A 24464-nucleotide genomic window follows, 5' to 3' on the forward strand; every position below is an offset into this window, starting at 1 on the left:
GCGCCCGAGCGGCACGGACCACACGGACCACACGAAGGTGACGACGCCTCACGCACGGTCCGGATCCGGGGCGTACGAAGCATGGGTGCGGGCTTTGCGGGGTGCTCCTGGGGAGAGCCGGGGGGGAGCGAGCTGGGCGGGGGGGCTGGTATGCGGCTCGTGTGCGCTCGGTATACGAGAGGGCCGGCGGAGGCGTATGCGGTCGGTATACCAGGGGGTCGGCGAAGGCGTATGCGGTCGGTATGCAGGGCGCTGGGAACGGCGTGTGCACTCGGTATACAGGAGGCTGCCAAGCAGCGTATGCGCTCCGTATACGGGGATGCCGGGCGAGCGCGGCGAGGGGCCGTACACGCTCGGTATGCAAGGCAGTTGAGGGGCGGGAACCGCGCATGCACTCGGTATGCAAGGCGCTGCGAGCGGTGTGTGCACTCCGTATACAGGAGGCTGCCAAGCGGCGTATGCGCTCCGTATACAGGGCGCCGTTGCCCTTGCCGGGTCGGGCCGTGAGCGACGGTCGGGCGGTTCGGGCGGGTGCATGCACTCGGTATACGGAGCGCGCACCACGGCACACGCACTCGGTATACAGAACGCGAAGCACCGCGTACGCACTCAGTACACAGCTCGTATGCGCAAGGCTCGTACACGCAGCACGGCACACGCACTCGGTACACCGCTCGTATACGCACCCCAGCCCGCATGCGCAGCAACCCCGCCCCCACCCCACCCCCGGGCGCTCAGCCCTCGGCGATCACCACCGCGGACGCGATCCCCGCGTCGTGCGACAGCGACAGATGCCACCCCCGCACGCCCAGCTCCTCGGCCGCCGCCGCCACCGTCCCCCGTACGCACAGCGACGGCCGGCCCGAGTCGGCCTGGAGTACCTCCGCGTCGGTCCAGTTCATGCCGCCGGGTGCGCCGAGCGCCTTCGCCAGCGCCTCCTTCGCGGCGAAACGGGCCGCCAGGGAGGCCACGCCCCGGCGTTCCCCGGTCGGGAGCCACAACTCGGCCTCCACGAAGAGCCGTTCGGCCAGTGACGGGGTACGCTCCAGCGCCTGCCCGAAGCGGTCCACGGCGGCCACGTCGATGCCGACCCCCACGATCACCTGGGTCCCCCGACGGTCTCGCCCTCGCCCCGCCCCACCTCGTACGTACGCGGATCCACCGGCACCCCCTCCAGGTCCGTGACCCATGCACCGTCGGGGCGCACCGTGACCACCCGCCCCTCCGCGCCGACGTCGGCCACCTCACGCGTGTACGGCGCGAACGCCGCGGCATCGGATCCCAGGAAGGTCTCTCCGTCGCCGATCCCCACCGTCAGCGGCAGACCACGGCAGCCGCCCACGATCACGTCCGGTTCGTCGGCGTGCACCGCGACGAACGAGAACCTGCCTGCGAGCCCCCTGCACAGCTGCCGCATGGCCTCTGCCGGATCGCCGCACGCGGAGAAGTGCTCGGCGAGCAGATGGGCCGCGGCCTCGGTGTCGGTGTCCGAGGTCAACTCGTGGCCACGGGCTGCGAGTTCGTCCCGCAGCCGGGTGTGGTCGGCGATGTCGCCGTTCTGTACGACCGCGACGCGTCCCGAGTCGTCCAGGTGCGGGTGCGCGTTGACGTCCGCGGGCGGGCCGTGCGTGGCGCGGCGGACGTGCCCGATGCCGGTCGTCCCGGCGGGCAGCGGACGTGCCTTCAGCTCCTGCCGTACGTCGTCGAGGCTCCCCGTCTTCTTCGCCGCCGCCAGCCCGCCGTCCACGAGCAGGGCGACCCCGGCGGAGTCGTGGTCCGGGCGCTCCAGACGGCTCAGCCCGTCGAGGAGGACTCCGAGGGCCGACCGCCCTCCCGCGTACGCAACGATTCCGCCCATGCGAGCACCCTAGAACGTGTTCGCGGAGCAGGGCGCCGCCAGGGACCGCCCCCACGGCAGGGGCGATGGGCGTCCACGGGCACCGGCGGCCCCGCCTCGTACGGACTGCACGCTGCAATCGGAGCCGCCCGGAACAAGCGACTGCACGCTCGTTCACAGAACCGGCGGACGCCCTGCCTTGCTCAACGCCTTGTTCAGCGCCTTGCTCAGCGCCTTGTTCAAGGCCTTGTTCAGCGGCCCCGGGCTATGCGCTCTATGGCGTCCTCCATCAGCTCCAGGTACTCCGCTTCCTCACAGCGCGGCTTGCTGCCCAGCACGTACATGTCGAGGCTCTCGGAGAGGTCTTCCGCCAGGTCCTCGTCGGGCAGGTCGTCGAGCGCGAGATCGCTCTGTATGCGGGCGGCCGCGAAGTCGCCGACCGGGGCCGCCGGGGGACGGGCGGGTCGTCTTCGTATGGGGTACTTGAGGGTCAACCGGCTGATGCTGAGGGACATGACGCGAAACGTAGCGGCAAAGCCCACCGGTCGTACACCGTCCGCACATCCTATTTTCACCGAGGGTTCGTACGGGCTCCTCGGCCTCCCCCGAAGCCGGGCGGGAACCGGACGGAAGTGGGACGGTACGCGGCGGAGAATGGTCCCGTGGCAACGCCGTACACAGACCTCTCACGCACCGAATGGAGCGCGCTCCGCGAGCGCACTCCCCTCCCCCTGACCGCCGCCGAGGTCGAGGAACTGCGCGGCCTCGGCGACGTGGTCGACCTCGACGAGGTCCGCGAGGTCTACCTCCCGCTCTCCCGGCTGCTCAACCTCTACGTGGCGGCCACAAACGGCCTGCGCACCGCCGTCCACACCTTCCTGGGCGACGCGGGCGACAGGAGCAGAACGCCCGGCGGCACCCCCTTCGTGATCGGTGTCGCGGGCAGCGTCGCCGTCGGCAAGTCCACGGTCTCCCGGCTGCTGCGCGCACTGCTCGCCCGCTGGCCCGAGCACCCGCGGGTCGAACTCGTCACCACCGACGGCTTCCTGCTGCCCACGGCGGAACTCGAGGAGCGCGGCCTGATGTCGCGCAAGGGCTTCCCCGAGTCGTACGACCGCAGGGCGCTCGTCAGGTTCGTCGCCGACGTCAAAGCCGGCGAGCCGGAGGTGACCGCCCCCGTCTACTCCCACCTCCGCTACGACCGGATCCCCGGAGAGCGGCTGACCGTCCGGCGCCCGGACATTCTGATCGTCGAGGGCCTCAACGTGCTCCAGCCCGCGCAGCCCGGCAGCGACGGCCGCACGCGGCTCGCCCTCGCCGACTACTTCGACTTCTCCGTCTACGTGGACGCCCGCACGAGCGACATCGAGGCCTGGTACCTGGCCCGCTTCCGCGCACTGCGCGAGACCGCGTTCCAGGACCCGCGCTCGTACTTCCACCGGTACACGCGGGTGCCGGAGGAGGAGGCGCTGGAGTACGCCCGCCGCACCTGGCACACGGTCAACGAACCCAATCTGCGGCAGAACATCGCGCCCACGCGCGGGCGCGCGACGCTTCAGCTGCACAAGGGCGCGGACCACAAGGTCCGCCGGCTGTCGCTGCGGAAACTCTGACCGTACGGGCCGGCGACTCCGCGTGCGGGCTGCACCGGTCGTGGGGCGGCCCGGTGGGCGCCGGTCGTTGTATACAGCTGGTACGCGAGCGGTGTGGGGGCTGTACATCGGCTGTGTACAGCCCGTCGACGGTCAGCCGAGGGAGCTCTTCACCACGTCGGCCAGCCGGCCCGCCACCGATTCCGCCTGCTCGCTGTCGGCGGCCTCCACCATCACCCGCACCAGCGGCTCGGTGCCGGAGGAGCGCAGCAGGACCCGGCCCGTGGCACCGAGTTCGCGTTCCGCGTCGGTGACCGCGGCGGCCAGCTCACCGGAGGTGTCCACCCGGCTCCTGTCCACGTCCCGCACGTTGATCAGCACCTGCGGCAGCCGTTCCATTACGCTCGCCAGTTCCGCGAGCGGCTTGCCCGTGGCGGCGACGCGTGCTGCGAGCATCAGGCCCGTCAGCGTGCCGTCCCCGGTGGTGGCGTGGTCGAGCGCGATCACGTGCCCGGACTGCTCGCCGCCCAGCGCGTATCCGCCGCGCTTCATCTCCTCCAGTACGTAGCGGTCGCCGACCGCCGTCTGGAGCACCTCGATGCCCTCGCGGCCCATCGCCAGCCGGAAACCCAGGTTGGACATGACCGTGGCGACCACGGTGTCCTTGCGCAGCCGGCCGGCGTCCCGCAGGGCCACCGCCAGCACCGCGAGGATCTGGTCGCCGTCGACCGTCTCGCCGCGCGCGTCGACGGCAAGGCAGCGGTCGGCGTCGCCGTCGTGCGCGACGCCGAGGTCCGCGCCGTGCTCCACGACGGCCGCGCGCAGCCCTTCCAGGTGGGTCGAACCGCAGCCGTCGTTGATGTTGAGGCCGTCGGGGTCGGCGCCGATGGTGAAGACCTCGGCGCCCGCGCGCGCGAAGGCCTCGGGCGAGACGCGGGAGGCGGCGCCGTGCGCGCCGTCGATGACGATCTTCAGCCCGTCGAGACGGTTCGGAAGCACGCCCACGAGATGGGCCACGTAGTTGTCGAAGCCCTCGTCGTACTCACGGATCCGGCCGACCGCGGCGCCCGTGGGACGCGCCCACGGCTGGCCCGTGCCGTGCTCGTGGTAGAGCGCCTCGATCCGGTCCTCCAGCTCGTCGGCGAGCTTGTGACCGCCCTGCGCGAAGAACTTGATGCCGTTGTCGGGCATGGGGTTGTGACTGGCCGAGAGCATCACGCCCAGGTCGGCTCCGAGCGAGCCGGTCAGGTACGCGACGGCGGGTGTCGGCAGCACTCCCACGCGCAGCACGTCGACTCCGGCGCTGGCAAGGCCCGCGACGACGGCCGCCTCCAGGAACTCCCCGGACGCTCGCGGATCCCGTCCGACCACGGCCACCGGCCGGTGCCCCTCGAACGAGCCCACTTCAGCGAGCACATGCGCCGCCGAGACCGACAGCCCGAGCGCCAGCTCGGCGGTCAGGCCTTCGTTGGCGACACCGCGCACACCGTCCGTTCCGAAGAGTCGTGCCACTTGTGGTTCCTCCGAGTCCGAGTCGAATCCGAGTACCGGGCCGAGGGCGGATTCCGTTCCCGGCCGGATACGAGCTGTATACGAACCGCATATGAGACGCATACGCGGCGAGTACGGACCGCACACCACACGGTCCGCAAGCGGAGGCCGGAGCCCGGCCCCGTCCGAGCAAGGTATCCGCCGCGTCCCCGTCTTCCGCGCTCCCCCGTGTCCGGCACGCTCACGCGCCGCCCGCACTCACCAAAGGTGCCCGGCGCGACGCGTTGTATACCGAGTGCGCCGCGTACACGAGCGGTATACCGAGTGCACACGCCGCTCCAGCATTGCTGTATACCGAGCGCACGCAAGCGGCATACGGCGAGCGGCATGCGAGCCGCCCCATCCGCACAGTCCGTCCATGTTTCTCAGGCTGCCCGCCTGCCTCCGCCGCACAGGCCGGAACCGGTTCCGCCGACCCGCGCCCGCCACCGCTCGCGCGCCGTCTCCCTCATAGACGAAAGCCCCGGGGGCACGGTTTCGTACCCCCGGGGCTTTCGTACAGCTGCTGCGAGCAGTGCAGCCGGCCGGGCGCGTCAGCGCTTGCTGTACTGCGTGCCCTTACGGGCCTTCTTCAGACCGGCCTTCTTCCGCTCGACCGCGCGAGCGTCGCGCGTGAGGAAGCCGGCCTTCTTCAGCGGGCCACGGTTGTTGTCCGTGTCCGCCTCGTTGAGCGCACGGGCCACGCCCAGGCGCAGCGCGCCGGCCTGTCCCGAGATGCCGCCGCCGCTGATCCGGGCGACGATGTCGTAGCGCTCGTCCAGCTCGAGCACCTTGAAGGGCTCGTTGACTTCCTGCTGGTGCACCTTGTTCGGGAAGTAGCCCTCAAGGGTGCGACCGTTGATCTTCCACTTGCCGCTGCCCGGGACGATGCGGACGCGGGCGACGGCGTTCTTGCGGCGCCCGGTGCCGGCGGCCGGCTGCGGGTCGCCGAATCGGGACGCGAGCGACTCGGAGGTGAACTCCTCCGGCGCCTCGGGGGTCTCGGTCGTGTACTCCTCGACGCCCTCTACGGGGGTCTCAGCAGTGGTCTCGGCCACGGTTCTCCTCAACTTCTCTCTGTATCGGCGGGGGTGGCCGGACTTACTGCGCGACCTGGCTGATCTCGAACGGCACGGGCTGCTGGGCGCCGTGCGGGTGCTGGTCACCCGCGTAGACCTTCAGCTTCGAGAGCATCTGACGGCCCAGCGTGTTCTTCGGGAGCATGCCCTTGACGGCCTTCTCGACGGCCTTCGCGGGGTTCTTCTCCAGCAGCTCGTCATAGCGGACGGACCGCAGACCACCCGGGTATCCGGAGTGGCGGTAGGCCATCTTCTGAGTCCGCTTGTTGCCGGACAGGTGCACCTTGTCGGCGTTGACGATGATGACGAAGTCACCGGTGTCGACGTGAGGCGCGTACACCGGCTTGTGCTTGCCCCGGAGAAGGGTGGCGGCCTGGGTGGCCAGACGGCCCAGGACAACGTCCTGCGCGTCGATGACGTGCCACTGGCGCTGAATATCGCCGGGCTTGGGGCTGTACGTACGCACGGTCGTAGCCTTCGCTTCTGTGAGTGGGTCACCCTGGGCTAGAAGCTCAGGGGAAAGGTCCTGACAAGGCCACCTGGCAGATCACGACAGCCTTGACCGCACAGCGGTGACGCGAGCCGCCTGTGCTGATCGCTGGTCATCGGCCGGTGGGCCGGGTGTAAGGCCCTCCCACGTGAGAATGAGCAAGCCAATACACACAACGAACCGGCAGCTTACCGGGGCGCACCCGTACGGGTCAAAGCGGGCCCGACCCGGCGGGCGACCGGCGAACGGCCCTTCCTGCGGGCCTCGGCGTCCCGGCCCCATGGTCCAGCTCACGCCGGTGAGTTGCGGCATCACGACCCGCCCCGAGACGGCCCCAACGGGCCGCCGTCCAGAGGCGGTTCATCCGAGGTGAGCCCCGACAGCGGCCGTTCCCCGGCCCGTTCGGACCCTTGATGCGCAACTGACCACCCCGACCGAGCACCCCCACCCGGACCCAAACGGACCCAAGCAGAACGACCCGTCCGACGGCGGGCCCCACAACTCACAGGCGGAAGCGCCGAGTTGAACGGTTTCGCGGTGTCCCTCCCGCCCGGAGCACACCGACCGTGCCGGGCTTCCCGGGCGTCTCTCGCAGTGGCGTACACGCTCAACCGACCGAATATGATGCGCCCATGAGCTTTGGGCAGGATGGACCGGATCAGGGTCCAGGCGGTTCTTCCACCCCCGACTGGGCGGCGCTCGCCGACGAGACGGAGCAGGAGCGCCACCGGCGGCGCCGCTGGATGATCGCCGGTGCCGGCGCGCTCGCGACGGTCGTCGTGGCCGGGATAGTCGCGGTCGCCGTGATCAATGAGGGCGGCGGCAGCGGCCGTGCCTCCGACAAGCCCTCGGAGACCCTCCCGACCCCTGAAGACCTGCCGTCCGGCTCCGGCGGCGACCCGACGTTCAAGGACGAGCCGCCGCCTCCGCCGCCGCCCCGCGACTTCATCTCGGACCCTCGCCGCGACAAGGCTCCGCTCAACGTGGGCACGCTCTACCCGTCCAAGAGCGTCAGCATCAACGGCCGTCCGTACGAGCGTGCTTCGACGGACACGAGCAAGGGCTGCACGGACGCCGCGCACGCCGGCCTCGGCCCGCTGCTCAGCAAGAACGACTGCAAGAGTCTCTTCCGCGCCACGTACACGCACTCAGGGCTCGCCGTCACGGTGGGCATCGCGGTCTTCGACGAAGCCGGAACGGCGGCGAAGGTGAAGAGCAAGTACGAACCGAACCTCGTCGCGCTCAAGGGCGGCGGAGTCCCCGACTTCTGCCGCACCGTCACCTGCCGTACGACCGCCAACTCCTTCGGTCGCTACGCCTACTTCACCATCGCGGGGCGCACGAACGGCAAGCCGTCCACCGCCGCGGACAAGAAGGCGGAGCAGGCGGCCCGCGACGGTTCGACGTACGCCTACGCCCGCATCCTCAAGCGCGGCAAGGACCAGGCGGCGGCAGCCGTCGGCGCCTCACCCGAGGAGTAACGGACGTACGGCCGCGGGCAGTTCAGCCGCCGCAGGTCGTTCAGCAGCACCCCGCGGACGCCGCAGCGGACGCCGGTGCACTCTCCGACGGCAGTGAACGCCGGTTGCGGGCGGCCGAGTTGCGCGCCTCCAGCTCCTCGTCCGGCGGATAGCCGACCTCCTCCAGCGTCAGCCCGTGCGGCCGTACGACATGTACCGCCGAGTCCCGCACCCGCCCCGCCAGCACCTCCCCCGGCCACTCGGGGGGCCGGTGCCCGTCGCCGACGAAGAGCATCGCCCCCACCAGTGCGCGCACCATGTTGTGGCAGAAGGCGTCCGCCCGCACCGTCGCCTCCAGCACCCCGTCCGCGCGGCGCTCCCAGCGCAGGCCCTGCAAGGTGCGGACGGTCGTCGCGCCCTCCCGCTTCTTGCAGTACGCGGCGAAGTCGTGCTCGCCCAGCAGAAGACCGGCCGCGGCGTTCATGGCGTCCGCGTCCAACGGCCGGTTGTGCCACAGCACATGGGAACGCAGCAGCGGATCGACGCCGCCGGGATGGTCGCTCACGCGGTACGAGTAGCGGCGCCAGATAGCCGAGAAGCGGGCGTTGAAGTGCTCGGGGGCCGCGGCCACCCGCCACACGCGTACGTCCATGGGCAGCCGTCCCGCGAGGCGCCGCAGCAGCTGACCGCCGTGTTCGGCCCAGACGTCCTCGGGCAGGTCGACGTGGGCGACCTGGCCGCGCGCATGCACGCCGGCATCCGTACGTCCGGCGACGGTCAGGTCGACCGGCACGCCCCCGTCTCCGTTCCGGCCTTCGCCGTCCGCCTCCCCGTCCCCGTTCTTCCCGCCGTCCCCGTCGCCGTCGCCGTATCCGTTCCGGCCGTCGCCGTCTGAGCCGCGCGGCCCGGGCCCGAGGCGCAGCACCACGCGGATCGCGTCCTCCAGCTCCTGCTGCACCGTCCGCCGCCCCCGCTGCCGGGCCCAGCCGGAGAAGTCCTTGCCGTCATAGCTCAGGTCGAGCCGCACCCGTACCCTGCCGGGCTTCACCGCGTCGGTCACGTCCGTCACCGCAGCCGTTCCTCTCCGTACGAGAACGAACAGGCCCGCCCCCCGAAGGGAACGGGCCCGCTCACGAGCTTTACGAGCGTCAGGCGTCCTTGGACCCGGACTCCTCGGCCTCGGCGTTCTCCGCCTTGGCGTCGGTCTCCTCGGCCTCGGCCTCGGTCTCCTCAGCCTGGGCCTCGTCGGCCTTGGCTTCCTCGGCCTTGGCCTTGCTCTTGGCGCTCTTCTTCGCACCGCCCGCGGCCTTACCGCTCTCGGCATCCTTGGCCGTCCGCTTCGTGGCGGCCTCGGCCTCGCCGACAGCCTGCTGCTGCACGGTCAGGGCCTCCACCAGCTCGATAACGGCCATGGGCGCGTTGTCGCCACGGCGGTTGCCGATCTTGGTGATGCGGGTGTAGCCACCCGGCCGGTTCTCGTAGCGGGGGCCGATCTCGGTGAAGAGGGTGTGGACCACGCTCTTGTCCGTGACCGTGCGCATGACCTGGCGGCGGTTGTGAAGGTCGCCCTTCTTCGCCTTGGTGATCAGACGCTCCGCGACGGGACGCAGACGGCGCGCCCTGGCCTCGGTGGTGGTGATGCGCCCGTACTCGAAGAGATCCGTGGCGAGGTTCCCCAGCATCGCCTTCTGGTGCGAGGCGCTGCCGCCCATACGGGCGCCCTTGGTGGGCTTCGGCATCGTGCTTCTCCTTCTGTGTGCCTGCACCGGCCGTATCAGGTACCGGTGGCAGTTCCGGCCGTATCAGGTACCGGAGGGTGGATCCCCAGGCCCGCCGGGGCCGAGGGGAAGCCCGGCCGGGCGGATTCCCGGCCGGGGCGACGGAGGGGCCGCATGACCGCCCCGTGGATCAGATCCGCAGGACGCGGATCAGTACTGCTCGGTCTCGACGAACCCGGCGTCCGTGTCGTCGTCCGCGCCGAAGGCGTCGGCGGCGGCCGTCGGGTCGAATCCGGGCGGGCTGTCCTTCAGGGCCAGGCCCATGCCGGCGAGCTTCGCCTTGACCTCGTCGATCGACTTCGCACCGAAGTTGCGGATGTCGAGCAGGTCCGCCTCGGAACGCGCCACGAGCTCGCCCACCGAGTGGATGCCCTCACGCTTCAGGCAGTTGTACGAGCGGACCGTGAGCTCCAGCTCCTCGATCGGCAGCGCCAGATCGGCGGCGAGCGCGGCGTCCGTCGGGGACGGGCCCATGTCGATGCCCTCGGCGTCGACGTTCAGCTCGCGTGCCAGGCCGAAGAGCTCGACCAGGGTCTTGCCGGCCGAGGCCATGGCGTCGCGCGGGCGCATGGCCTGCTTGGTCTCGACGTCGACGATCAGCTTGTCGAAGTCGGTGCGCTGCTCGACACGGGTCGCCTCGACCTTGTACGTGACCTTCAGCACCGGCGAGTAGATGGAGTCGACCGGGACGCGCCCGATCTCCTGGCCCATCTGCTTGTTCTGCACGGCGGAGACATAGCCGCGGCCGCGCTCGACCGTCAGCTCCATCTCCAGCTTGCCCTTGCCGTTGAGCGTGGCGAGGACCAGGTCGGGGTTGTGCACCTCGACACCGGCCGGCGGTGCGATGTCCGCGGCGGTGACCAGGCCGGGGCCCTGCTTGCGCAGGTACATCACGACCGGCTCGTCGTGCTCGGAGGAGACCACGAGGGACTTGATGTTGAGGATGAGGTCGGTGACGTCCTCCTTGACGCCCGGCACGGTCGAGAACTCGTGCAGGACACCGTCGATCCGGATGCTGGTGACAGCCGCTCCGGGAATCGAGGAAAGGAGCGTACGACGCAGGGAGTTACCGAGGGTGTAGCCGAACCCGGGCTCCAGCGGCTCGATCACGAACCGTGAGCGGAATTCGTCGACGACCTCTTCGGTCAGGGACGGGCGCTGAGCGATCAGCATGTGGTGATGCCTCCAGTCTTCGGCAACCGCTATTTGATGCCGTACTGACAGGGTACGGGCGGCACGACACGTTCGAGTGCCGTACCGCCCACCCCGGTTGAATTGCTGCTCCGGGCAGGACCCGGAGGTTCAGCAGCCGCGCCGTACCCGGACTACTTCGAGTACAGCTCGACGATCAGCTGCTCCTGCACCTGGGTGTCGATCACCTGGCGCTCGGGCAGCGAGTGGACGAGGATCCGCATCTTCGACGGGATGGACTCCAGCCAGGCCGGAACCGTCTTCTCGCCGGCCTCCGCAGCCGCCACCTGGAAAGGCGTCAGGTTACGGGAGGAGTCACGGACCTCGACGATGTCGCTCACGGACACGCGCGCCGACGGGATGTCGGTCTTGCGGCCGTTCACGGTGATGTGCCCGTGCCGGACCAACTGACGGGCGTGGTCACGGGACTTGGCGAAGCCGGCCCGGTAGACCACGTTGTCCAGGCGGGTCTCCAGGATGCGCAGCAGGTTGTCACCCGTCTTGCCCTGGAGGCGGTTGGCCTCGTTGTAGTACCCGCGGAACTGCTTCTCCAGGACGCCGTAGATACGAGCTGCCTTCTGCTTCTCACGCTTCTGAAGCAGGTACTCGGAGTCCTTGGTGCGCCCGCGACCGTGCTCACCCGGGGGGTAAGGACGGATCTCGATCGGGCACTTCGCGCTCTCGCACTTGCTCCCCTTGAGGAAGAGCTTCTGCTTCTCCCGACGGCAACGCTTGCAGTCGGCCCCGGTGTAACGCGCCATTTGTCTCAGTTCTCCTGTTTCGGCTGGTCAGACTCGGCGGCGCTTGGGCGGGCGGCAGCCGTTGTGCGGGGTCGGGGTGACGTCCTGGATGGAGCCGACCTCGAGGCCGGTGGCCTGGAGGGAACGGATCGCGGTCTCACGGCCGGAGCCGGGACCCTTCACGAAGACGTCGACCTTGCGCATGCCGTGCTCCTGAGCACGGCGAGCGGCGTTCTCGGCGGCCATCTGCGCCGCGAACGGCGTCGACTTGCGCGAACCCTTGAATCCGACGTGTCCGGCGGAGGCCCAGGAGATCACGTTGCCGGTCGGGTCGGTGATCGAAACGATGGTGTTGTTGAACGTGCTCTTGATGTGAGCGTGCCCGGCGGGGACGTTCTTCTTGTCCTTGCGGCGCACCTTCTTGGCGCCGGCCGTACGGCCCTTCGGAGGCATATGGATTTACTCCTGTGGAGGTCGTCGGTCCTGCAACACGGACCGCTTGCAGCGAGTCCGGTGCGGACTACTTCTTGCCCGGCTTCTTCTTGCCGGCGATCGCGCGACGCGGGCCCTTGCGGGTGCGGGCGTTGGTCTTGGTGCGCTGGCCGTGGACGGGGAGACCGCGGCGGTGCCGCAGGCCCTCGTAGCAGCCGATCTCGACCTTGCGGCGGATGTCGGCCTGGATCTCACGGCGGAGGTCGCCCTCGACCTGGAGATTGTTGTCCACGTACTCACGGATCTTGACGAGGTCTTCCTCGGCCAGATCCCGCACCCGGGTGTCGGGGTTGATGCCGGTCTCACCAAGAGTCCGCTGGGCAAGGGTGCGACCGATGCCGAAGACGTAGGTGAGGGCGACCTCTACGCGCTTCTCGCGCGGGAGGTCGACGCCTGCGAGGCGTGCCATTCCTTGGCTCCTGATTGCTTTAGCGGAGGTCTGACGCAGCACCGTCCCCTGTCCGCGAGTGCCGTACGGGCTGTGCCGTGGCACGGGCGGCGAGCAGGGTCCCCGGCCTCCGACCGGGGGTGTCGTCCCCACCGACAAGGATCACAAGGCGGGGGGTCGGGCATCTGCGTATGTACTTGTCGCTTGCGTCGCGCGAAGAATGCGAGCCGTGCGAAGGCTTGCGGTCGGGGTGCTTCAGCCCTGGCGCTGCTTGTGGCGCAGGTTGTCGCAGATGACCATGACCCGGCCGTGACGGCGGATCACCTTGCACTTGTCGCAGATCTTCTTGACGCTCGGCTTGACCTTCATTCGATGAGGTTCTCCGGGTCAGGCCGCCGCCCCACGGCATGGGACAACGGCTCGATCTGTCGAGCTACTTGTAGCGGTAGACGATCCGCCCGCGGGTGAGGTCGTACGGAGAGAGCTCCACCACGACCCGGTCGTCGGGAAGGATACGGATGTAGTGCATCCGCATCTTGCCGCTGATGTGCGCGAGAACCTGGTGCCCGTTCTGAAGCTCCACCTTGAACATCGCATTCGGCAGAGATTCGACGACCGTGCCCTCGATCTCGATGGCCCCTTGTTTTTTGGCCATGCTCTAGCGCTTCACCTTCCGGGATCGGCTACCTGGGGTGACCCCGGGCATACCGATACCCCGGGACCGACGAGCCAGTCTACGGTACGCGTCCCGCAAAGACGAATTCGGGTAGCCTCCCCGGCTACCAAGATCGTTATGCGCGGGGCGGGGGATCGAGCGGTACGGGCGCCGGGCCGGCACCTCCCGGAGTCAGCTCACGCGAGCGGATCGGGCGCCGCCGTGACCCCCAGCTCGGCGAGCTTCGCCTTGCCGCCGTCGGGCGACGTCAGCACGATCGGGCCCTCTTCGGTCAGGGCCACCGAGTGCTCCCAGTGACTGGACCAGGTGCCGTCGTTCGTCTTGACCGTCCAGTCGTCGGAGAGGACATGCGTCTTGGGCGTGCCCATGGTGACCATCGGCTCGATGGCCAGGCACATGCCGGGCACCAGCTTGGGACCGCGGCCGCGCCGGCGGTCCACATAGTTCAGCAGGTGCGGGTCCATGTGCATCTGGGACCCGATGCCGTGGCCGCCGTAGTCCTCGACGATGCCGTACGAACCGGAGGCCGGGCGCGGCTGGCGCCGGATGTAGCCCTCGACCGAGCGGGAGATGTCGACGAGCCGGTTGCCCTTGCGCATGGCCGCGAGCCCGGCCCACATCGAATTCTCAGTGACCCGGCTCAGCTCGTGCAGCTCCGCGGAGTGGCCCTCGCCGACGAAGACGGTGATCGCGGCGTCGCCGTGCCAGCCGTCGACGATGGCGCCGGCGTCGACGGAGAGGAGGTCGCCGTCCTTGAGGACGGTGGCCCGGTCGGGGATGCCGTGCACGACGATGTCGTTCACGGAGGTGCAGATGTTGCCCGGAAAGCCGCCGTAGCCGAGGAAGTTGGGCTTCGCGCCGTGGTCGGCCAGCACCTTCGCGGCGACCTCGTCCAGGTCCTTGGTGGTGGCGCCCGGCACCGCGGCCGCCCGGCAGGCGTCGTGCATCGCCGCGACGACCAGGCCCGCCTCGCGCATCTTCGCGATCTGCTCCGGGGTCTTGATCTCCACCATGCGGCGGTGCCTTCCTTCTGCTGGCGGGTGTGACGTCGGCCGGCCGCGACCGGGACGTGCGGTGCAGGTCGTGCTGGTCGGTCGTGCTTGCTCGTACGGGCCGGGCTGCGGGACCCGGAGATGTGCGCCGGTCCGGGCCTTACGCCCCGCTTCACTCAGTGTGCCGTATGTGCGCGGAGGCGGCCTCCCTCCCGGCCGCTGTCGGCCACGGCCCCACGAGGCCGGGCCCCGGCGACGGAACGCTTCCTCCGCCGGTCCGTCCGTCCGGTCAGTCGGCGACCGAGTCCTTCGCGGCTTCGAGAGCCCGCATCGCGCGCTCGGTCACCTCGCCGACCTCGCCCAGTGCGGAGATGGTGGTCACCAGGTCCTGACGCTTGTAGTGGTCGATGATCGGCTCGGTCTCGCTGTGATAGACGGCCAGCCGCTTCCGTACGGTCTCCTCGCGGTCGTCGTCACGCTGGTACAGCTCGCCGCCGCACACGTCGCACACCCCGTCCTTCTTCGGCGGGCTGTACTCGGCGTGGAAGACATGGCTGCTGTCGCTGCGACAGATGCGGCGGCCCGCGATCCGCTTGACGACCTCTTCCTCCGGCACCTCCAGGTCCAGCACGGCGTCGAGCCGCTGCCCCTGCTCGTCGAGGTGACCGTCGAGCGCCTCCGCCTGCGCGATGTTGCGCGGGAAGCCGTCGAGCAGGAAGCCGCCGGACGCATCCGGCTCGGCCATCCTGTCCGTCGCCATGCCGATCGTGACCTCGTCGGGTACGAGCTGGCCCGCACGCATGTACTCCTGGGCCTGCTGCCCGAGCGGAGTGCCCTGGCTGATGTTCGCGCGGAAGATGTCGCCCGTGGAGATGTGCGGAATCGACAGGTTCTCGGCGAGGAACGCGGCCTGCGTTCCCTTACCCGCGCCAGGCGGTCCGACGAGGACGATACGCATCAGCGGAGGAACCCTTCGTAATTGCGCTGCTGAAGCTGGCTCTCGATCTGCTTCACGGTCTCGAGCCCGACGCCCACGATGATCAGGATGCTCGTCCCGCCGAACGGGAAGTTCTGCTGGGCACCGAACGCGATCAGCGCGACGGTCGGCACCAGAGCGATCAGTCCGAGATACAGAGACCCCGGCCATGTGATCCGGTTCAGCACATAGCTCAGGTACTCCGCAGTGGGCCGACCTGCCCGGATGCCCGGGATGAAGCCACCATACTTCTTCATGTTGTCAGCGACTTCTTCGGGGTTGAAGGAGATCGCCACGTAGAAGAACGCGAAGAAGACGATCAGCACGAAGTACGTGATGATGTAAAGCGGGTGGTCACCCTTCACGAAGTGGGCCTGGATCCACTGCGCCCAACCCGCCTGCGACCCGCTGAACTGAACGATCAGCGCCGGAATGTAGAGCAGCGACGAAGCGAAGATGACGGGAATCACACCCGCCTGATTGACCTTCAGCGGAATGTAGGTGGACGTGCCGCCGTAACTGCGGCGTCCGATCATGCGCTTCGCGTACTGCACGGGAATGCGGCGCTGGGCCTGCTCGACCAGGACCACGAGGGCCACCATCGCGAGACCGCTGATGATCACGGCGCCGAACTCGATCCAGCCGTCGGCGAGTTTGCCCTGCTTCTTGATCGCCCACAGCGCGCCGGGGAAGCCCGCGGCGATCGAGATGAACATCAGGATGGACATGCCGTTGCCGATGCCGCGGTCCGTGATGAGCTCGCCGAGCCACATGATGAACGCGGTGCCCGCGGTCATGCAGATCACCATCGTCACGGTGGTGAAGACCGACTGGTCCGGGATGATCTGGTCGCGGACCTGGCACTGCGGGAAGAGGGTGCCGCTGCGGGCGGTGGCCACGAGCCCCGTCGCCTGGAGGATTGCGAGCGCGACCGTCAGATAACGCGTGTACTGCGTGATCTTGGCCTGCCCCGCCTGGCCCTCCTTCTTCAGCGCCTCCAGCCGCGGAATGACCACGACCAGCAGCTGGAGAATGATGCTCGCGGTGATGTACGGCATGATGCCGAGCGCGAAAATGGTCAACTGAAGCAGCGCGCCACCGCTGAACATATTGACCAGCCCGAAGAGGCCCTGATTCCCCTTGGCCTCGTTCATGCACTGGTTGACGTTCTCAAAGCTGACACCCGGCACCGGAACGTGCTGCCCCAAGCGGAAGAGCACCATGATGCCGAGCGTGAACAACAGCTTCTTTCGCAGGTCGGGCGTCTGGAACGCCCGGGCGAACGCGGTGAGCACGGTGCCTCCTGCGCCCCCCGCGTCTCGCGCGAGAGGTGACGGTCTTGGGGTCGACAGATACCAACAGTGCCCGCCACCTTACCGGCGACGGTGCCCGCCACGGAACGACGGACCGGGGACGCCCCGTTGGGACGTCCCCGGCCTGTCAGCGGACGGACTCAGTCAAGCTCGGTGACGGTGCCGCCGGCAGCGGTGATCTTCTCCTTGGCGGAGCCGGAGACCTTGTTGACGGTCACCGTCAGAGCCACGGAGATCTCGCCGGCGCCGAGCACCTTGACGAGCTCGTTCTTGCGGACGGCGCCCTTGGCGACCAGGTCGGCCACCGTGACCTCGCCGCCCTTGGGGTAGAGCTCGGCCAGCTTCTCCAGGTTCACCACCTGGAACTGCTTGTGGGCAGGGTTACGGAAGCCCCTCAGCTTGGGCAGCCGCATGTGCAGCGGCATCTGCCCGCCCTCGAAGTTCTCCGGAACCTGGTAACGGGCCTTGGTGCCCTTGGTGCCGCGACCGGCCGTCTTGCCCTTCGACGCCTCACCGCGACCCACGCGGGTCTTCGCGGTCTTGGCGCCCGGGGCCGGCCGGAGGTTGTGCACCTTCAGCGGGTTGTTCGCCGAAGAGTCAGCCATCTCAGTCGACCTCCTCGACCGTGATGAGGTGCCGCACGGTGTGCACCATGCCGCGCACCTCGGGACGGTCCTCGCGTACGGAGACGTCGCGGACCCTCTTCAGACCGAGCGTCCGCAGCGTGTCCCGGTGGTTCTGCTTCGTACCGATGACGGAACGCGTCTGCGTGATCTTGAGGCGGGCCATTACGCGCTCACCCCGGCACGGGCCCGCAGCAGAGCGGCGGGCGCCACGTCCTCGAGCGGCAGGCCACGGCGGGCGGCGATCTCCTCGGGGCGCTGAAGGCCCTGAAGAGCCGCACGCGTGGCGTGCACGATGTTGATCGGGTTCGCGGAGCCGAGCGACTTGCTGAGCACGTCGTGGATGCCCGCGCACTCCAGCACGGCACGCACCGGGCCACCGGCGATCACACCGGTACCGGGCGAGGCCGGCTTGAGCAGCACGACGCCCGCGGCCTCCTCACCCTGGATCGGGTGCGGAATGGTGCCCTGGATGCGGGGGACCTTGAAGAAGTGCTTCTTGGCCTCCTCGACACCCTTGGCGATGGCGGCCGGCACCTCCTTGGCCTTGCCGTATCCGACACCCACGGTGCCGTCGCCGTCGCCCACCACGACCAGCGCGGTGAAGCTGAAGCGGCGACCGCCCTTCACAACCTTGGCCACGCGGTTGATCGCTACGACGCGCTCAACGTACGCGGTCTTCTCGGCGGCGGCGCCGCCGTCCCGGCCCTTGCGGTCCCGACGCTCGCCGCCACCGGCGCCGCCACCGCGGCGCTGGGGTCCAGCCATTGGAATTACCTCTCTCCTTTATCCGCTCAGCGCGGGAACCGGCTCAGAACCTGAGACCGGCTTCACGGGCGGCGTCAGCCAGAGCGGCAATCCGCCCTGCGTACTTGTTGCCGCCGCGGTCGAACACGACGGTCTCCACACCCGCTGCCTTCGCACGCTCGGCGACAAGTGCGCCCACCTGCTTGGCCTGTGCGCTCTTGTCGCCGTCAGCACCGCGGATGGACGCGTCGAGCGAGGACGCCGAGGCCACCGTGTGGCCCGCCAGGTCGTCCACGACCTGAGCCACCATGTGGCGGTTCGAACGCGTCACCACGAGACGGGGACGGGCCGGAGTGCCCGACACCTTCTTGCGGATGCGGATGTGACGGCGCTTGGCGGCGGCGCGCTTGTAGGCGTCGCCCTTAGCGATCTTCACGCCGTATGCCATGGCTTACTTACCAGCCTTTCCGACCTTGCGGCGGATGGTCTCGCCCGCGTACTTCACGCCCTTGGCCTTGTACGGGTCCGGGCGGCGGAGCTTGCGGATGTTGGCCGCGACCTCGCCGACCTTCTGCTTGTCGATGCCCTCGACCGAGAACTTGGTCGGCGACTCGACCTTGAACGAGATGCCTTCCGGCGCCTCGACCAGGATCGGGTGGCTGTAGCCAAGCGAGAACTCCAGGTTGGAGCCCTTCGCCTGGACGCGGTAACCCACGCCGCTGATCTCGAGGTCCTTGGTGAATCCCGTGGTCACGCCAGTGATCATGTTCGCCACCAGCGTGCGGGACAGACCGTGCAGGGCCCTGTTCCGGCTCTCGTCGTTGGGACGCGAGACGACCACTGCGCCGTCCTCGCCCCTCACGATCTCGATGGGCTCGGCAACGGTGTGCGAGAGGGAACCCTTGGGTCCCTTCACGGCGACCGCCTGGCCATCGATGGTGACGTCCACACCGGCGGGAACCTGGATGGGGAGCTTGCCGATACGCGACATTGCTGTGCCTCCGTTCCCTTCCGTTACCAGACGTAGGCGAGGACTTCCCCGCCCACGCCCTTCTTCTGTGCCTGCTGGCCGGTGAGCAGTCCGTAGGACGTGGAGATGATCGCCACGCCCAGGCCGCCGAGCACCTTGGGCAGGTTGGTGGACTTCGCGTAGACCCGCAGGCCCGGCTTCGAGATCCGCTTGATGCCGGCGATCGAGCGCTCGCGGTTGGGCCCGAACTTCAGCTCGAGCACGAGGCTCTTGCCGACGTGGGCCTCCTCGGTCCTCCAGCCGGTGATGTAGCCCTCCTGCTGGAGGATCTCCGCGATGTGCGACTTGATCTTGCTGTGCGGCATCACGACGGAGTCGTGGTACGCCGAGTTCGCGTTGCGCAGACGCGTCAGCATGTCCGCGATCGGATCGGTCATTGTCATGTGATGGCCTTCGGCCTCTCTCGCCGGGGTTTCCTGTATGCGCCCTCCTTCTCCCCGTACAGGGACGGGACAGGTGGGGTGCGGGGACCTACGGCGTAGTAAGACGGTCACGGTCGGCGGGCGGCCGGCCGCAGCTGCTTCACAGCGCTGCGGCGGACACCCGTCCGGCCTTGATGCTCTTACCGAGAGCCCTGGCTGGCCCGGGCCCGCCCGCCCACGAGGGGCGAGCGGGGACGCGGGTTACCAGGAGCTCTTGGTCACGCCCGGCAGCTCGCCACGGTGCGCCATCTGGCGAAGGCACACGCGGCACAGGCCGAACTTGCGGTAGACGGAGTGCGGGCGGCCGCAGCGCTGGCAGCGCGTGTACGCGCGGACAGCGAACTTGGGCTTGCGGCTCGCCTTGGAGATCAGGGCCTTCTTCGCCATGGTCAGTTCTCCTTGAACGGGAAGCCGAGGTGACGAAGCAGGGAACGACCCTCGTCGTCGCTGGTCGCCGTGGTGACCACGGTGATGTCCATGCCCCGGACCCGGTCGATCTTGTCCTGGTCGATCTCGTGGAACATGACCTGCTCCGTGAGACCGAAGGTGTAGTTGCCCCGCCCGTCGAACTGCTTCGACGACAGTCCGCGGAAGTCGCGGATGCGCGGCAGCGCGAGGGAGAGCAGGCGGTCCAGGAACTCCCACATGCGGTCGCCGCGCAGCGTGACGTGCGCGCCGATCGGCATGCCCTCACGCAGCTTGAACTGCGCGATGGACTTGCGGGCCTTGGTCACCGCCGGCTTCTGGCCGGTGATCGTGGCGAGGTCCCGGATGGCACCGTCCATCAGCTTGGAGTCGCGGGCGGCGTCGCCCACACCCATGTTGACCACGATCTTGGTGAGACCGGGCACCTGCATGACGTTCTCGTACTTGAACTCGTCCTGCAGCTTGCCCTTGATCTCGGAGCGGTAGCGCTGCTTGAGGCGCGGTGCTTCAGTGGTGGCAGTCGTCATCAGATGTCCTCACCGGTCCGCTTGGCAACGCGGATCTTGTTGCCGTCGTCGTCGAAGCGGTACCCGACGCGGGTGACGACCTTCTTGCCGTCCTTCTCCACCACGAGCTGCACGTTGCTCACGTGGACCGGAGCCTCGGTCGTCACGATGCCGCCCGTCTTCGAACCACGAGCGGTCTGGCCGGCCTTGGTGTGCTTCTTGACCCGGTTCACGCCCTCGACCAGGACGCGGTCCTCGCGGGGGTAGGCCACGATGACCTTGCCCTGCTTGCCCTTGTCCTTGCCGGTGATGACCTGGACCAGGTCGCCCTTCTTGATCTTCATCGTCACAGCACCTCCGGCGCGAGCGAGATGATCTTCATGAACTTCTTCTCGCGCAGCTCCCGGCCGACAGGGCCGAAGATGCGGGTGCCGCGGGGGTCGCCGTCGTTCTTGAGGATGACCGCGGCGTTCTCGTCGAAGCGGATGTACGAGCCGTCGGGCCGGCGGCGCTCCTTGACGGTGCGCACGATGACGGCCTTGACGATGTCGCCCTTCTTCACGTTCCCACCCGGGATCGCGTCCTTGACGGTAGCGACAATGACGTCACCGACGCCCGCGTAGCGCCGGCCCGAGCCGCCGAGCACACGGATGGTGAGAATCTCTTTCGCACCCGTGTTGTCGGCGACGCGCAGCCGGGACTCCTGCTGGATCACGTCTATCTCCTGATCGTCTGCCGGTTCCCGGCAGGGTCACACCCTCGGGCGTGCCCTGCCGAGCCTGGCGGAACTGTCCTGGGAGGTCCCCAGGCTGATTGCCAAGCCAATTCCGTTCCGGAACTGCCTACTTCGCCTTCTCAAGAATCTCGACGATGCGCCAGCGCTTGGTCGCGGACAGCGGCCGGGTCTCCATGAGGAGTACGCGGTCGCCGACCCCGGCGGCGTTCTGCTCGTCGTGCGCCTTGAGCTTGTTGGTACGGCGGATGACCTTGCCGTACAGCGCGTGCTTGACGCGGTCCTCGACGGCGACGACGACGGTCTTGTCCATCTTGTCGCTGACGACCAGACCCTCGCGGGTCTTGCGGAAACCGCGCTCCTTGGTTGCTGCCTCAGTCACATTCGTCTCGCTCATCAGGCGCTCTCCACCGTCTCGATGCCCAGCTCACGCTCACGCATCAGGGTGTAGATCCGGGCGATGTCCTTGCGCACGGCCTTGAGCCGGCCGTGGTTCTCCAACTGCCCGGTCGCCGCCTGGAAGCGGAGGTTGAACAGCTCTTCCTTGGACTCGCGAAGCTTGCCGAGAAGCTCCTCGTCGCCCAGCTCACGCAGCTCGGAGGCCTTCGTCCCGGCCGCCATCACGACTCACCTGCCTCGCGCCGAACGATCCGGCACTTCATCGGAAGCTTGTGGGCGGCGCGTGTGAGCGCCTCCTTGGCAATCTTCTCGTTCGGGTAGGACAGCTCGAACATCACCCGTCCCGGCTTGACGTTCGCGACCCACCACTCCGGAGAGCCCTTGCCGGAGCCCATGCGGGTCTCGGCGGGCTTCTTCGTCAGCGGGCGGTCCGGGTAGATGTTGATCCACACCTTGCCGCCACGCTTGATGTGACGGGTCATGGAGATACGAGCTGCCTCGATCTGCCGGTTCGTCACGTACGCCGCGGTGACGGCCTGGATGCCGTACTCGCCGAACGAGACCTCGGTGCCACCCTTGGCCATGCCCGTGCGCTTCGGGTGGTGCTGCTTACGGTGCTTGACCCTGCGCGGGATAAGCATGGCGGTCAGCCCTCCTTCCCGGCAGCGCCGGGCTCTGCGGCCGCAGCGGCGGGCGCCGCCGCCTCGGCCTTGGGGGCCTCGGCGGGTGCGTTCTGCTGCTGCGGCTTGCGGCCGCGGCCGCCGCGCTCGCCACCACGACGGGGGCGGTCGCTGCCGCCACCGCGGGACGGGCGGTTGCCCGCACGTGCGGCGGCGTTCTCGGCGCGGACCTCAGCGATGTTCTTGACGTCACCCTTGTAGATCCAGACCTTCACGCCGATACGGCCGAAGGTGGTCCTGGCCTCGAAGAAGCCGTAGTCGACGTTCGCGCGGAGCGTGTGCAGGGGCACGCGGCCCTCGCGGTAGAACTCCGAGCGGGACATCTCGGCGCCGCCGAGGCGGCCACCGCACTGGATCTTGATGCCCTTCGCGCCGGCCTTCATCGTCGTCTGCATGCTCTTGCGCATGGCACGACGGAAGGAGACGCGGGAGGACAGCTGCTCGGCGACGGCCTGTGCCACCAGCTGCGCATCCGTCTCGGGGTTCTTGACCTCGAGGATGTTGAACTGGATCTGCTTGCCGGTCAGCTTCTCCAGGTTGCCCCGGAGCCTGTCGGCCTCGGCGCCGCGGCGGCCGATGACGATGCCGGGACGTGCGGTGTGCACGTCGACACGTACGCGGTCACGGGTGCGCTCGATCTCCACCTTGGAGATGCCGGCCCGCTCCATGCCCTGCGTGAGCATCTTGCGGATCGCGACGTCTTCCTTGATGTAGTCCTTGTAGAGCTTGTCGGCGTACCAGCGCGACTTGAAGTCCGTGGTGATGCCGAGGCGGAACCCGTGCGGGTTTACCTTCTGGCCCATTACCGGGTTCCTTCCTTGCTGCTCACGACCACGGTGATGTGGCTCGTCCGCTTGCGGATCCGGTAGGCGCGGCCCTGGGCGCGCGGACGGAAACGCTTCAGGGTCGGGCCCTCGTCGACGTACGCCTCGGAGATGAAGAGGCTGTCGGCGTCCGTGTGGTCATAGTTGTGTGCGGCGTTGGCGATGGCGCTGTCCAGCACCTTGCCCACCGGCACGCTTGCGGCCTGCGGTGCGAAGCGCAGGACCGCCTGAGCCTCCGTGGCAGGCAAGCCACGGACGAGGTCCACCACCCGGCGGGCCTTCATGGGCGTGACGCGCACATAGCGCGCTGAGGCCCTGGCTTCCATGGTTGTCCCTTCGGTGTCAGTCATAGGTCTTCACACCCCGCCATCAGCGACGACGCGACTTGCGGTCGTCCTTGACGTGGCCGCGGAAGGTGCGGGTCGGCGCGAACTCGCCGAGCTTGTGGCCGACCATCGACTCGGTGACGAACACCGGGACGTGCTTGCGGCCGTCGTGCACCGCGATCGTGTGGCCGAGCATGGCCGGGACGATCATGGAGCGGCGGGACCAGGTCTTGATGACGTTCTTGGAGCCGGCCTCGTTCTGCGCGTCCACCTTCTTTGTCAGGTGGTCGTCGACGAAGGGCCCCTTCTTGAGACTGCGCGGCATCTAAAGACCCGCCTCCTAGCGCTTCTTGTTCGTCTTGCGGCGGCGGACGATGTACTTGTTGCTGGCCTTCTTCGGCGAGCGCGTACGCCCCTCCTTCTGACCCCACGGCGAAACCGGGTGGCGGCCACCGGAGGTACGACCCTCACCACCACCGTGCGGGTGGTCGATCGGGTTCATGACCACACCGCGGACGGTCGGGCGAACGCCCTTCCAGCGCATGCGGCCGGCCTTGCCCCAGTTGATGTTCGACTGCTCGGCGTTGCCGACCTCGCCGACGGTGGCGCGGCAGCGGACGTCGACCAGGCGGATCTCACCGGACGGCATGCGGAGGTGGGCCATGCGGCCCTCCTTCGCCAGCAGCTGCACCGAAGCACCCGCGGAGCGGGCGAACTTGGCGCCGCCGCCGGGCCGCAGCTCGATGGCGTGGATCGTCGTACCGACGGGGATGTTGCGCAGCGCGAGGTTGTTGCCCGGCTTGATGTCGGCACCCGGACCGTTCTCCACGCGGCTGCCCTGCGACAGGCCGGCCGGCGCGAGGATGTAGCGCTTCTCGCCGTCGGCGTAGTGCAGCAGCGCGATGCGCGCGGTGCGGTTCGGGTCGTACTCGATGTGCGCGACCTTGGCAGGCACGCCGTCCTTGTCGTGACGACGGAAGTCGATCACGCGGTAGGCGCGCTTGTGGCCGCCGCCCTGGTGGCGAGCGGTCACACGACCGGCGTTGTTACGGCCGCCCTTGCTGTGCAGCGGGCGGACCAGTGACTTCTCCGGCGTGGACCGCGTGATCTCGACGAAGTCGGCGACACTGGCGCCACGACGGCCCGGAGTCGTCGGCTTGTACTTGCGGATACCCATTTCTCAGTCCTCGTCCGATATCGGACGGTCCTGTCTC

Annotated in this window: 35 protein-coding genes and 1 pseudogene; 2 read left to right on the forward strand and 34 right to left on the reverse strand. The window is 68.6% G+C overall.

Translation table 11 applies throughout. The features are described from left to right. Positions 1–734: 734 nt before the first annotated feature. The 3 genes and pseudogenes from HCC61_RS06875 to HCC61_RS06885 all read right to left on the reverse strand — a co-directional run bounded on the left by HCC61_RS06875 (position 735) and on the right by HCC61_RS06885 (position 2352). On the reverse strand, positions 735–1103 hold the full coding sequence (locus HCC61_RS06875) for a holo-ACP synthase (protein WP_346777062.1): 369 nt from the start codon (positions 1101–1103) through the stop codon (positions 735–737). 35 nt (positions 1104–1138) lie between these two features. Then, positions 1139–1858 (reverse strand): annotated as a pseudogene (locus HCC61_RS06880) (glutamine--fructose-6-phosphate aminotransferase); the annotation flags it as partial. Positions 1859–2088: 230 nt separating this feature from the next. Then, complete coding sequence (locus HCC61_RS06885) at positions 2089–2352, reverse strand: hypothetical protein (protein WP_169133886.1); 264 nt, start codon at positions 2350–2352, stop codon at positions 2089–2091. A gap of 117 nt (positions 2353–2469) precedes the next feature. Here HCC61_RS06885 and coaA point away from each other — a divergent pair, with 117 nt between their 5' ends. Then, positions 2470–3450, forward strand: a complete 981-nt coding sequence (gene coaA, locus HCC61_RS06890) for a type I pantothenate kinase (RefSeq protein WP_169134334.1) — start codon at positions 2470–2472, stop codon at positions 3448–3450. 132 nt (positions 3451–3582) lie between these two features. Here coaA and glmM read toward each other — a convergent pair whose 3' ends face one another. The 3 genes from glmM to rplM all read right to left on the reverse strand — a co-directional run bounded on the left by glmM (position 3583) and on the right by rplM (position 6504). Next, on the reverse strand, positions 3583–4941 hold the full coding sequence (glmM, locus tag HCC61_RS06895) for a phosphoglucosamine mutase (RefSeq protein WP_169134335.1): 1359 nt from the start codon (positions 4939–4941) through the stop codon (positions 3583–3585). Between the two features lie 572 nt (positions 4942–5513). After that, positions 5514–6017 (reverse strand): 30S ribosomal protein S9, encoded by a 504-nt coding sequence (gene rpsI, locus HCC61_RS06900; protein WP_169134336.1) that lies wholly within the window; start codon positions 6015–6017, stop codon positions 5514–5516. A gap of 43 nt (positions 6018–6060) precedes the next feature. Beyond that, positions 6061–6504 (reverse strand): 50S ribosomal protein L13, encoded by a 444-nt coding sequence (gene rplM / locus HCC61_RS06905; protein WP_169134337.1) that lies wholly within the window; start codon positions 6502–6504, stop codon positions 6061–6063. Positions 6505–7160: 656 nt separating this feature from the next. On the opposite strand from rplM, the gene HCC61_RS06910 reads away from it, so the two are divergent. After that, positions 7161–8009 (forward strand): hypothetical protein, encoded by an 849-nt coding sequence (locus HCC61_RS06910; protein ID WP_240968523.1) that lies wholly within the window; start codon positions 7161–7163, stop codon positions 8007–8009. Between the two features lie 40 nt (positions 8010–8049). Here HCC61_RS06910 and truA read toward each other — a convergent pair whose 3' ends face one another. From truA to rplB, 28 genes are all read right to left on the reverse strand, one after another. Continuing rightward, the gene (gene truA, locus HCC61_RS06915; protein ID WP_169134575.1) at positions 8050–9048 is read right to left on the reverse strand and encodes a tRNA pseudouridine(38-40) synthase TruA; all 999 of its coding nucleotides are present in this window, start codon (positions 9046–9048) and stop codon (positions 8050–8052) included. A gap of 88 nt (positions 9049–9136) precedes the next feature. Beyond that, entirely contained in the window at positions 9137–9727 is a 591-nt protein-coding gene (rplQ, locus tag HCC61_RS06920; RefSeq protein ID WP_169134338.1) for a 50S ribosomal protein L17, read from the reverse strand. Positions 9728–9916: 189 nt separating this feature from the next. Further along, the gene (locus tag HCC61_RS06925; protein WP_169134339.1) at positions 9917–10939 is read right to left on the reverse strand and encodes a DNA-directed RNA polymerase subunit alpha; all 1023 of its coding nucleotides are present in this window, start codon (positions 10937–10939) and stop codon (positions 9917–9919) included. Positions 10940–11091: 152 nt separating this feature from the next. Next, complete coding sequence (rpsD, locus tag HCC61_RS06930) at positions 11092–11718, reverse strand: 30S ribosomal protein S4 (RefSeq protein ID WP_169134340.1); 627 nt, start codon at positions 11716–11718, stop codon at positions 11092–11094. A gap of 27 nt (positions 11719–11745) precedes the next feature. Then, a complete protein-coding gene (gene rpsK, locus HCC61_RS06935; RefSeq protein ID WP_028433270.1) occupies positions 11746–12150 on the reverse strand; it encodes a 30S ribosomal protein S11 in 405 nt (134 codons plus the stop codon). A 67-nt stretch (positions 12151–12217) separates the two neighbouring features. Then, entirely contained in the window at positions 12218–12598 is a 381-nt protein-coding gene (gene rpsM, locus HCC61_RS06940; protein WP_028433879.1) for a 30S ribosomal protein S13, read from the reverse strand. A gap of 234 nt (positions 12599–12832) precedes the next feature. After that, on the reverse strand, positions 12833–12946 hold the full coding sequence (rpmJ, locus tag HCC61_RS06945) for a 50S ribosomal protein L36 (protein WP_003956441.1): 114 nt from the start codon (positions 12944–12946) through the stop codon (positions 12833–12835). A 64-nt stretch (positions 12947–13010) separates the two neighbouring features. After that, complete coding sequence (gene infA / locus HCC61_RS06950) at positions 13011–13232, reverse strand: translation initiation factor IF-1 (RefSeq protein ID WP_003948620.1); 222 nt, start codon at positions 13230–13232, stop codon at positions 13011–13013. A 197-nt stretch (positions 13233–13429) separates the two neighbouring features. Beyond that, positions 13430–14266, reverse strand: a complete 837-nt coding sequence (gene map, locus HCC61_RS06955; RefSeq protein WP_169134341.1) for a type I methionyl aminopeptidase — start codon at positions 14264–14266, stop codon at positions 13430–13432. Positions 14267–14534: 268 nt separating this feature from the next. Further along, positions 14535–15203, reverse strand: a complete 669-nt coding sequence (locus HCC61_RS06960; RefSeq protein WP_169134342.1) for an adenylate kinase — start codon at positions 15201–15203, stop codon at positions 14535–14537. Then, positions 15203–16516, reverse strand: a complete 1314-nt coding sequence (gene secY / locus HCC61_RS06965) for a preprotein translocase subunit SecY (protein ID WP_169134343.1) — start codon at positions 16514–16516, stop codon at positions 15203–15205. The genes HCC61_RS06960 and secY overlap by 1 nt, the downstream gene beginning before the upstream one ends. A 158-nt stretch (positions 16517–16674) precedes the next feature. Then, entirely contained in the window at positions 16675–17139 is a 465-nt protein-coding gene (gene rplO, locus HCC61_RS06970) for a 50S ribosomal protein L15 (protein ID WP_169134344.1), read from the reverse strand. Position 17140: 1 nt separating this feature from the next. Further along, the gene (gene rpmD / locus HCC61_RS06975; protein ID WP_055485892.1) at positions 17141–17323 is read right to left on the reverse strand and encodes a 50S ribosomal protein L30; all 183 of its coding nucleotides are present in this window, start codon (positions 17321–17323) and stop codon (positions 17141–17143) included. Beyond that, complete coding sequence (gene rpsE / locus HCC61_RS06980; RefSeq protein WP_028433263.1) at positions 17323–17925, reverse strand: 30S ribosomal protein S5; 603 nt, start codon at positions 17923–17925, stop codon at positions 17323–17325. Before rpsE ends, rpmD begins: the two co-directional genes overlap by 1 nt. A gap of 43 nt (positions 17926–17968) precedes the next feature. After that, positions 17969–18352 carry a 50S ribosomal protein L18 gene (gene rplR / locus HCC61_RS06985; protein ID WP_169134345.1) on the reverse strand — a complete coding sequence of 128 codons (384 nt, stop codon included), beginning with the start codon at positions 18350–18352 and terminating at the stop codon, positions 17969–17971. Positions 18353–18355: 3 nt separating this feature from the next. Further along, on the reverse strand, positions 18356–18895 hold the full coding sequence (gene rplF / locus HCC61_RS06990) for a 50S ribosomal protein L6 (protein ID WP_169134346.1): 540 nt from the start codon (positions 18893–18895) through the stop codon (positions 18356–18358). 23 nt (positions 18896–18918) lie between these two features. Beyond that, a complete protein-coding gene (gene rpsH, locus HCC61_RS06995; protein WP_169134347.1) occupies positions 18919–19317 on the reverse strand; it encodes a 30S ribosomal protein S8 in 399 nt (132 codons plus the stop codon). Between the two features lie 240 nt (positions 19318–19557). Beyond that, positions 19558–19743: a type Z 30S ribosomal protein S14 gene (locus HCC61_RS07005; RefSeq protein WP_028433259.1), complete on the reverse strand. Its 186-nt coding sequence runs from the start codon at positions 19741–19743 to the stop codon at positions 19558–19560. A gap of 2 nt (positions 19744–19745) precedes the next feature. Continuing rightward, positions 19746–20309 (reverse strand): 50S ribosomal protein L5, encoded by a 564-nt coding sequence (gene rplE / locus HCC61_RS07010; protein WP_169134349.1) that lies wholly within the window; start codon positions 20307–20309, stop codon positions 19746–19748. After that, on the reverse strand, positions 20309–20632 hold the full coding sequence (rplX, locus tag HCC61_RS07015) for a 50S ribosomal protein L24 (RefSeq protein ID WP_028433869.1): 324 nt from the start codon (positions 20630–20632) through the stop codon (positions 20309–20311). Before rplX ends, rplE begins: the two co-directional genes overlap by 1 nt. A 2-nt stretch (positions 20633–20634) precedes the next feature. Next, entirely contained in the window at positions 20635–21003 is a 369-nt protein-coding gene (gene rplN, locus HCC61_RS07020; RefSeq protein ID WP_027738919.1) for a 50S ribosomal protein L14, read from the reverse strand. Positions 21004–21130: 127 nt separating this feature from the next. Next, complete coding sequence (gene rpsQ, locus HCC61_RS07025) at positions 21131–21418, reverse strand: 30S ribosomal protein S17 (RefSeq protein ID WP_169134350.1); 288 nt, start codon at positions 21416–21418, stop codon at positions 21131–21133. Then, entirely contained in the window at positions 21418–21642 is a 225-nt protein-coding gene (gene rpmC / locus HCC61_RS07030) for a 50S ribosomal protein L29 (RefSeq protein WP_028433254.1), read from the reverse strand. Before rpmC ends, rpsQ begins: the two co-directional genes overlap by 1 nt. Further along, positions 21642–22061: a 50S ribosomal protein L16 gene (gene rplP, locus HCC61_RS07035; protein ID WP_028433867.1), complete on the reverse strand. Its 420-nt coding sequence runs from the start codon at positions 22059–22061 to the stop codon at positions 21642–21644. Before rplP ends, rpmC begins: the two co-directional genes overlap by 1 nt. Before the next feature lie 5 nt (positions 22062–22066). After that, positions 22067–22903: a 30S ribosomal protein S3 gene (gene rpsC, locus HCC61_RS07040; protein WP_070017417.1), complete on the reverse strand. Its 837-nt coding sequence runs from the start codon at positions 22901–22903 to the stop codon at positions 22067–22069. Continuing rightward, a complete protein-coding gene (gene rplV, locus HCC61_RS07045; protein ID WP_055485902.1) occupies positions 22903–23250 on the reverse strand; it encodes a 50S ribosomal protein L22 in 348 nt (115 codons plus the stop codon). The genes rpsC and rplV overlap by 1 nt, the downstream gene beginning before the upstream one ends. Before the next feature lie 43 nt (positions 23251–23293). Further along, complete coding sequence (rpsS, locus tag HCC61_RS07050; protein WP_028433864.1) at positions 23294–23575, reverse strand: 30S ribosomal protein S19; 282 nt, start codon at positions 23573–23575, stop codon at positions 23294–23296. Between the two features lie 15 nt (positions 23576–23590). After that, the gene (rplB, locus tag HCC61_RS07055; RefSeq protein ID WP_055485904.1) at positions 23591–24427 is read right to left on the reverse strand and encodes a 50S ribosomal protein L2; all 837 of its coding nucleotides are present in this window, start codon (positions 24425–24427) and stop codon (positions 23591–23593) included. Between the last annotated feature and the right edge of the window lie 37 nt (positions 24428–24464).

The organism is Streptomyces sp. HNM0575 (assembly GCF_012726265.1).
In the GTDB taxonomy this organism is placed as follows: Bacteria; Actinomycetota; Actinomycetes; order Streptomycetales; family Streptomycetaceae; genus Streptomyces.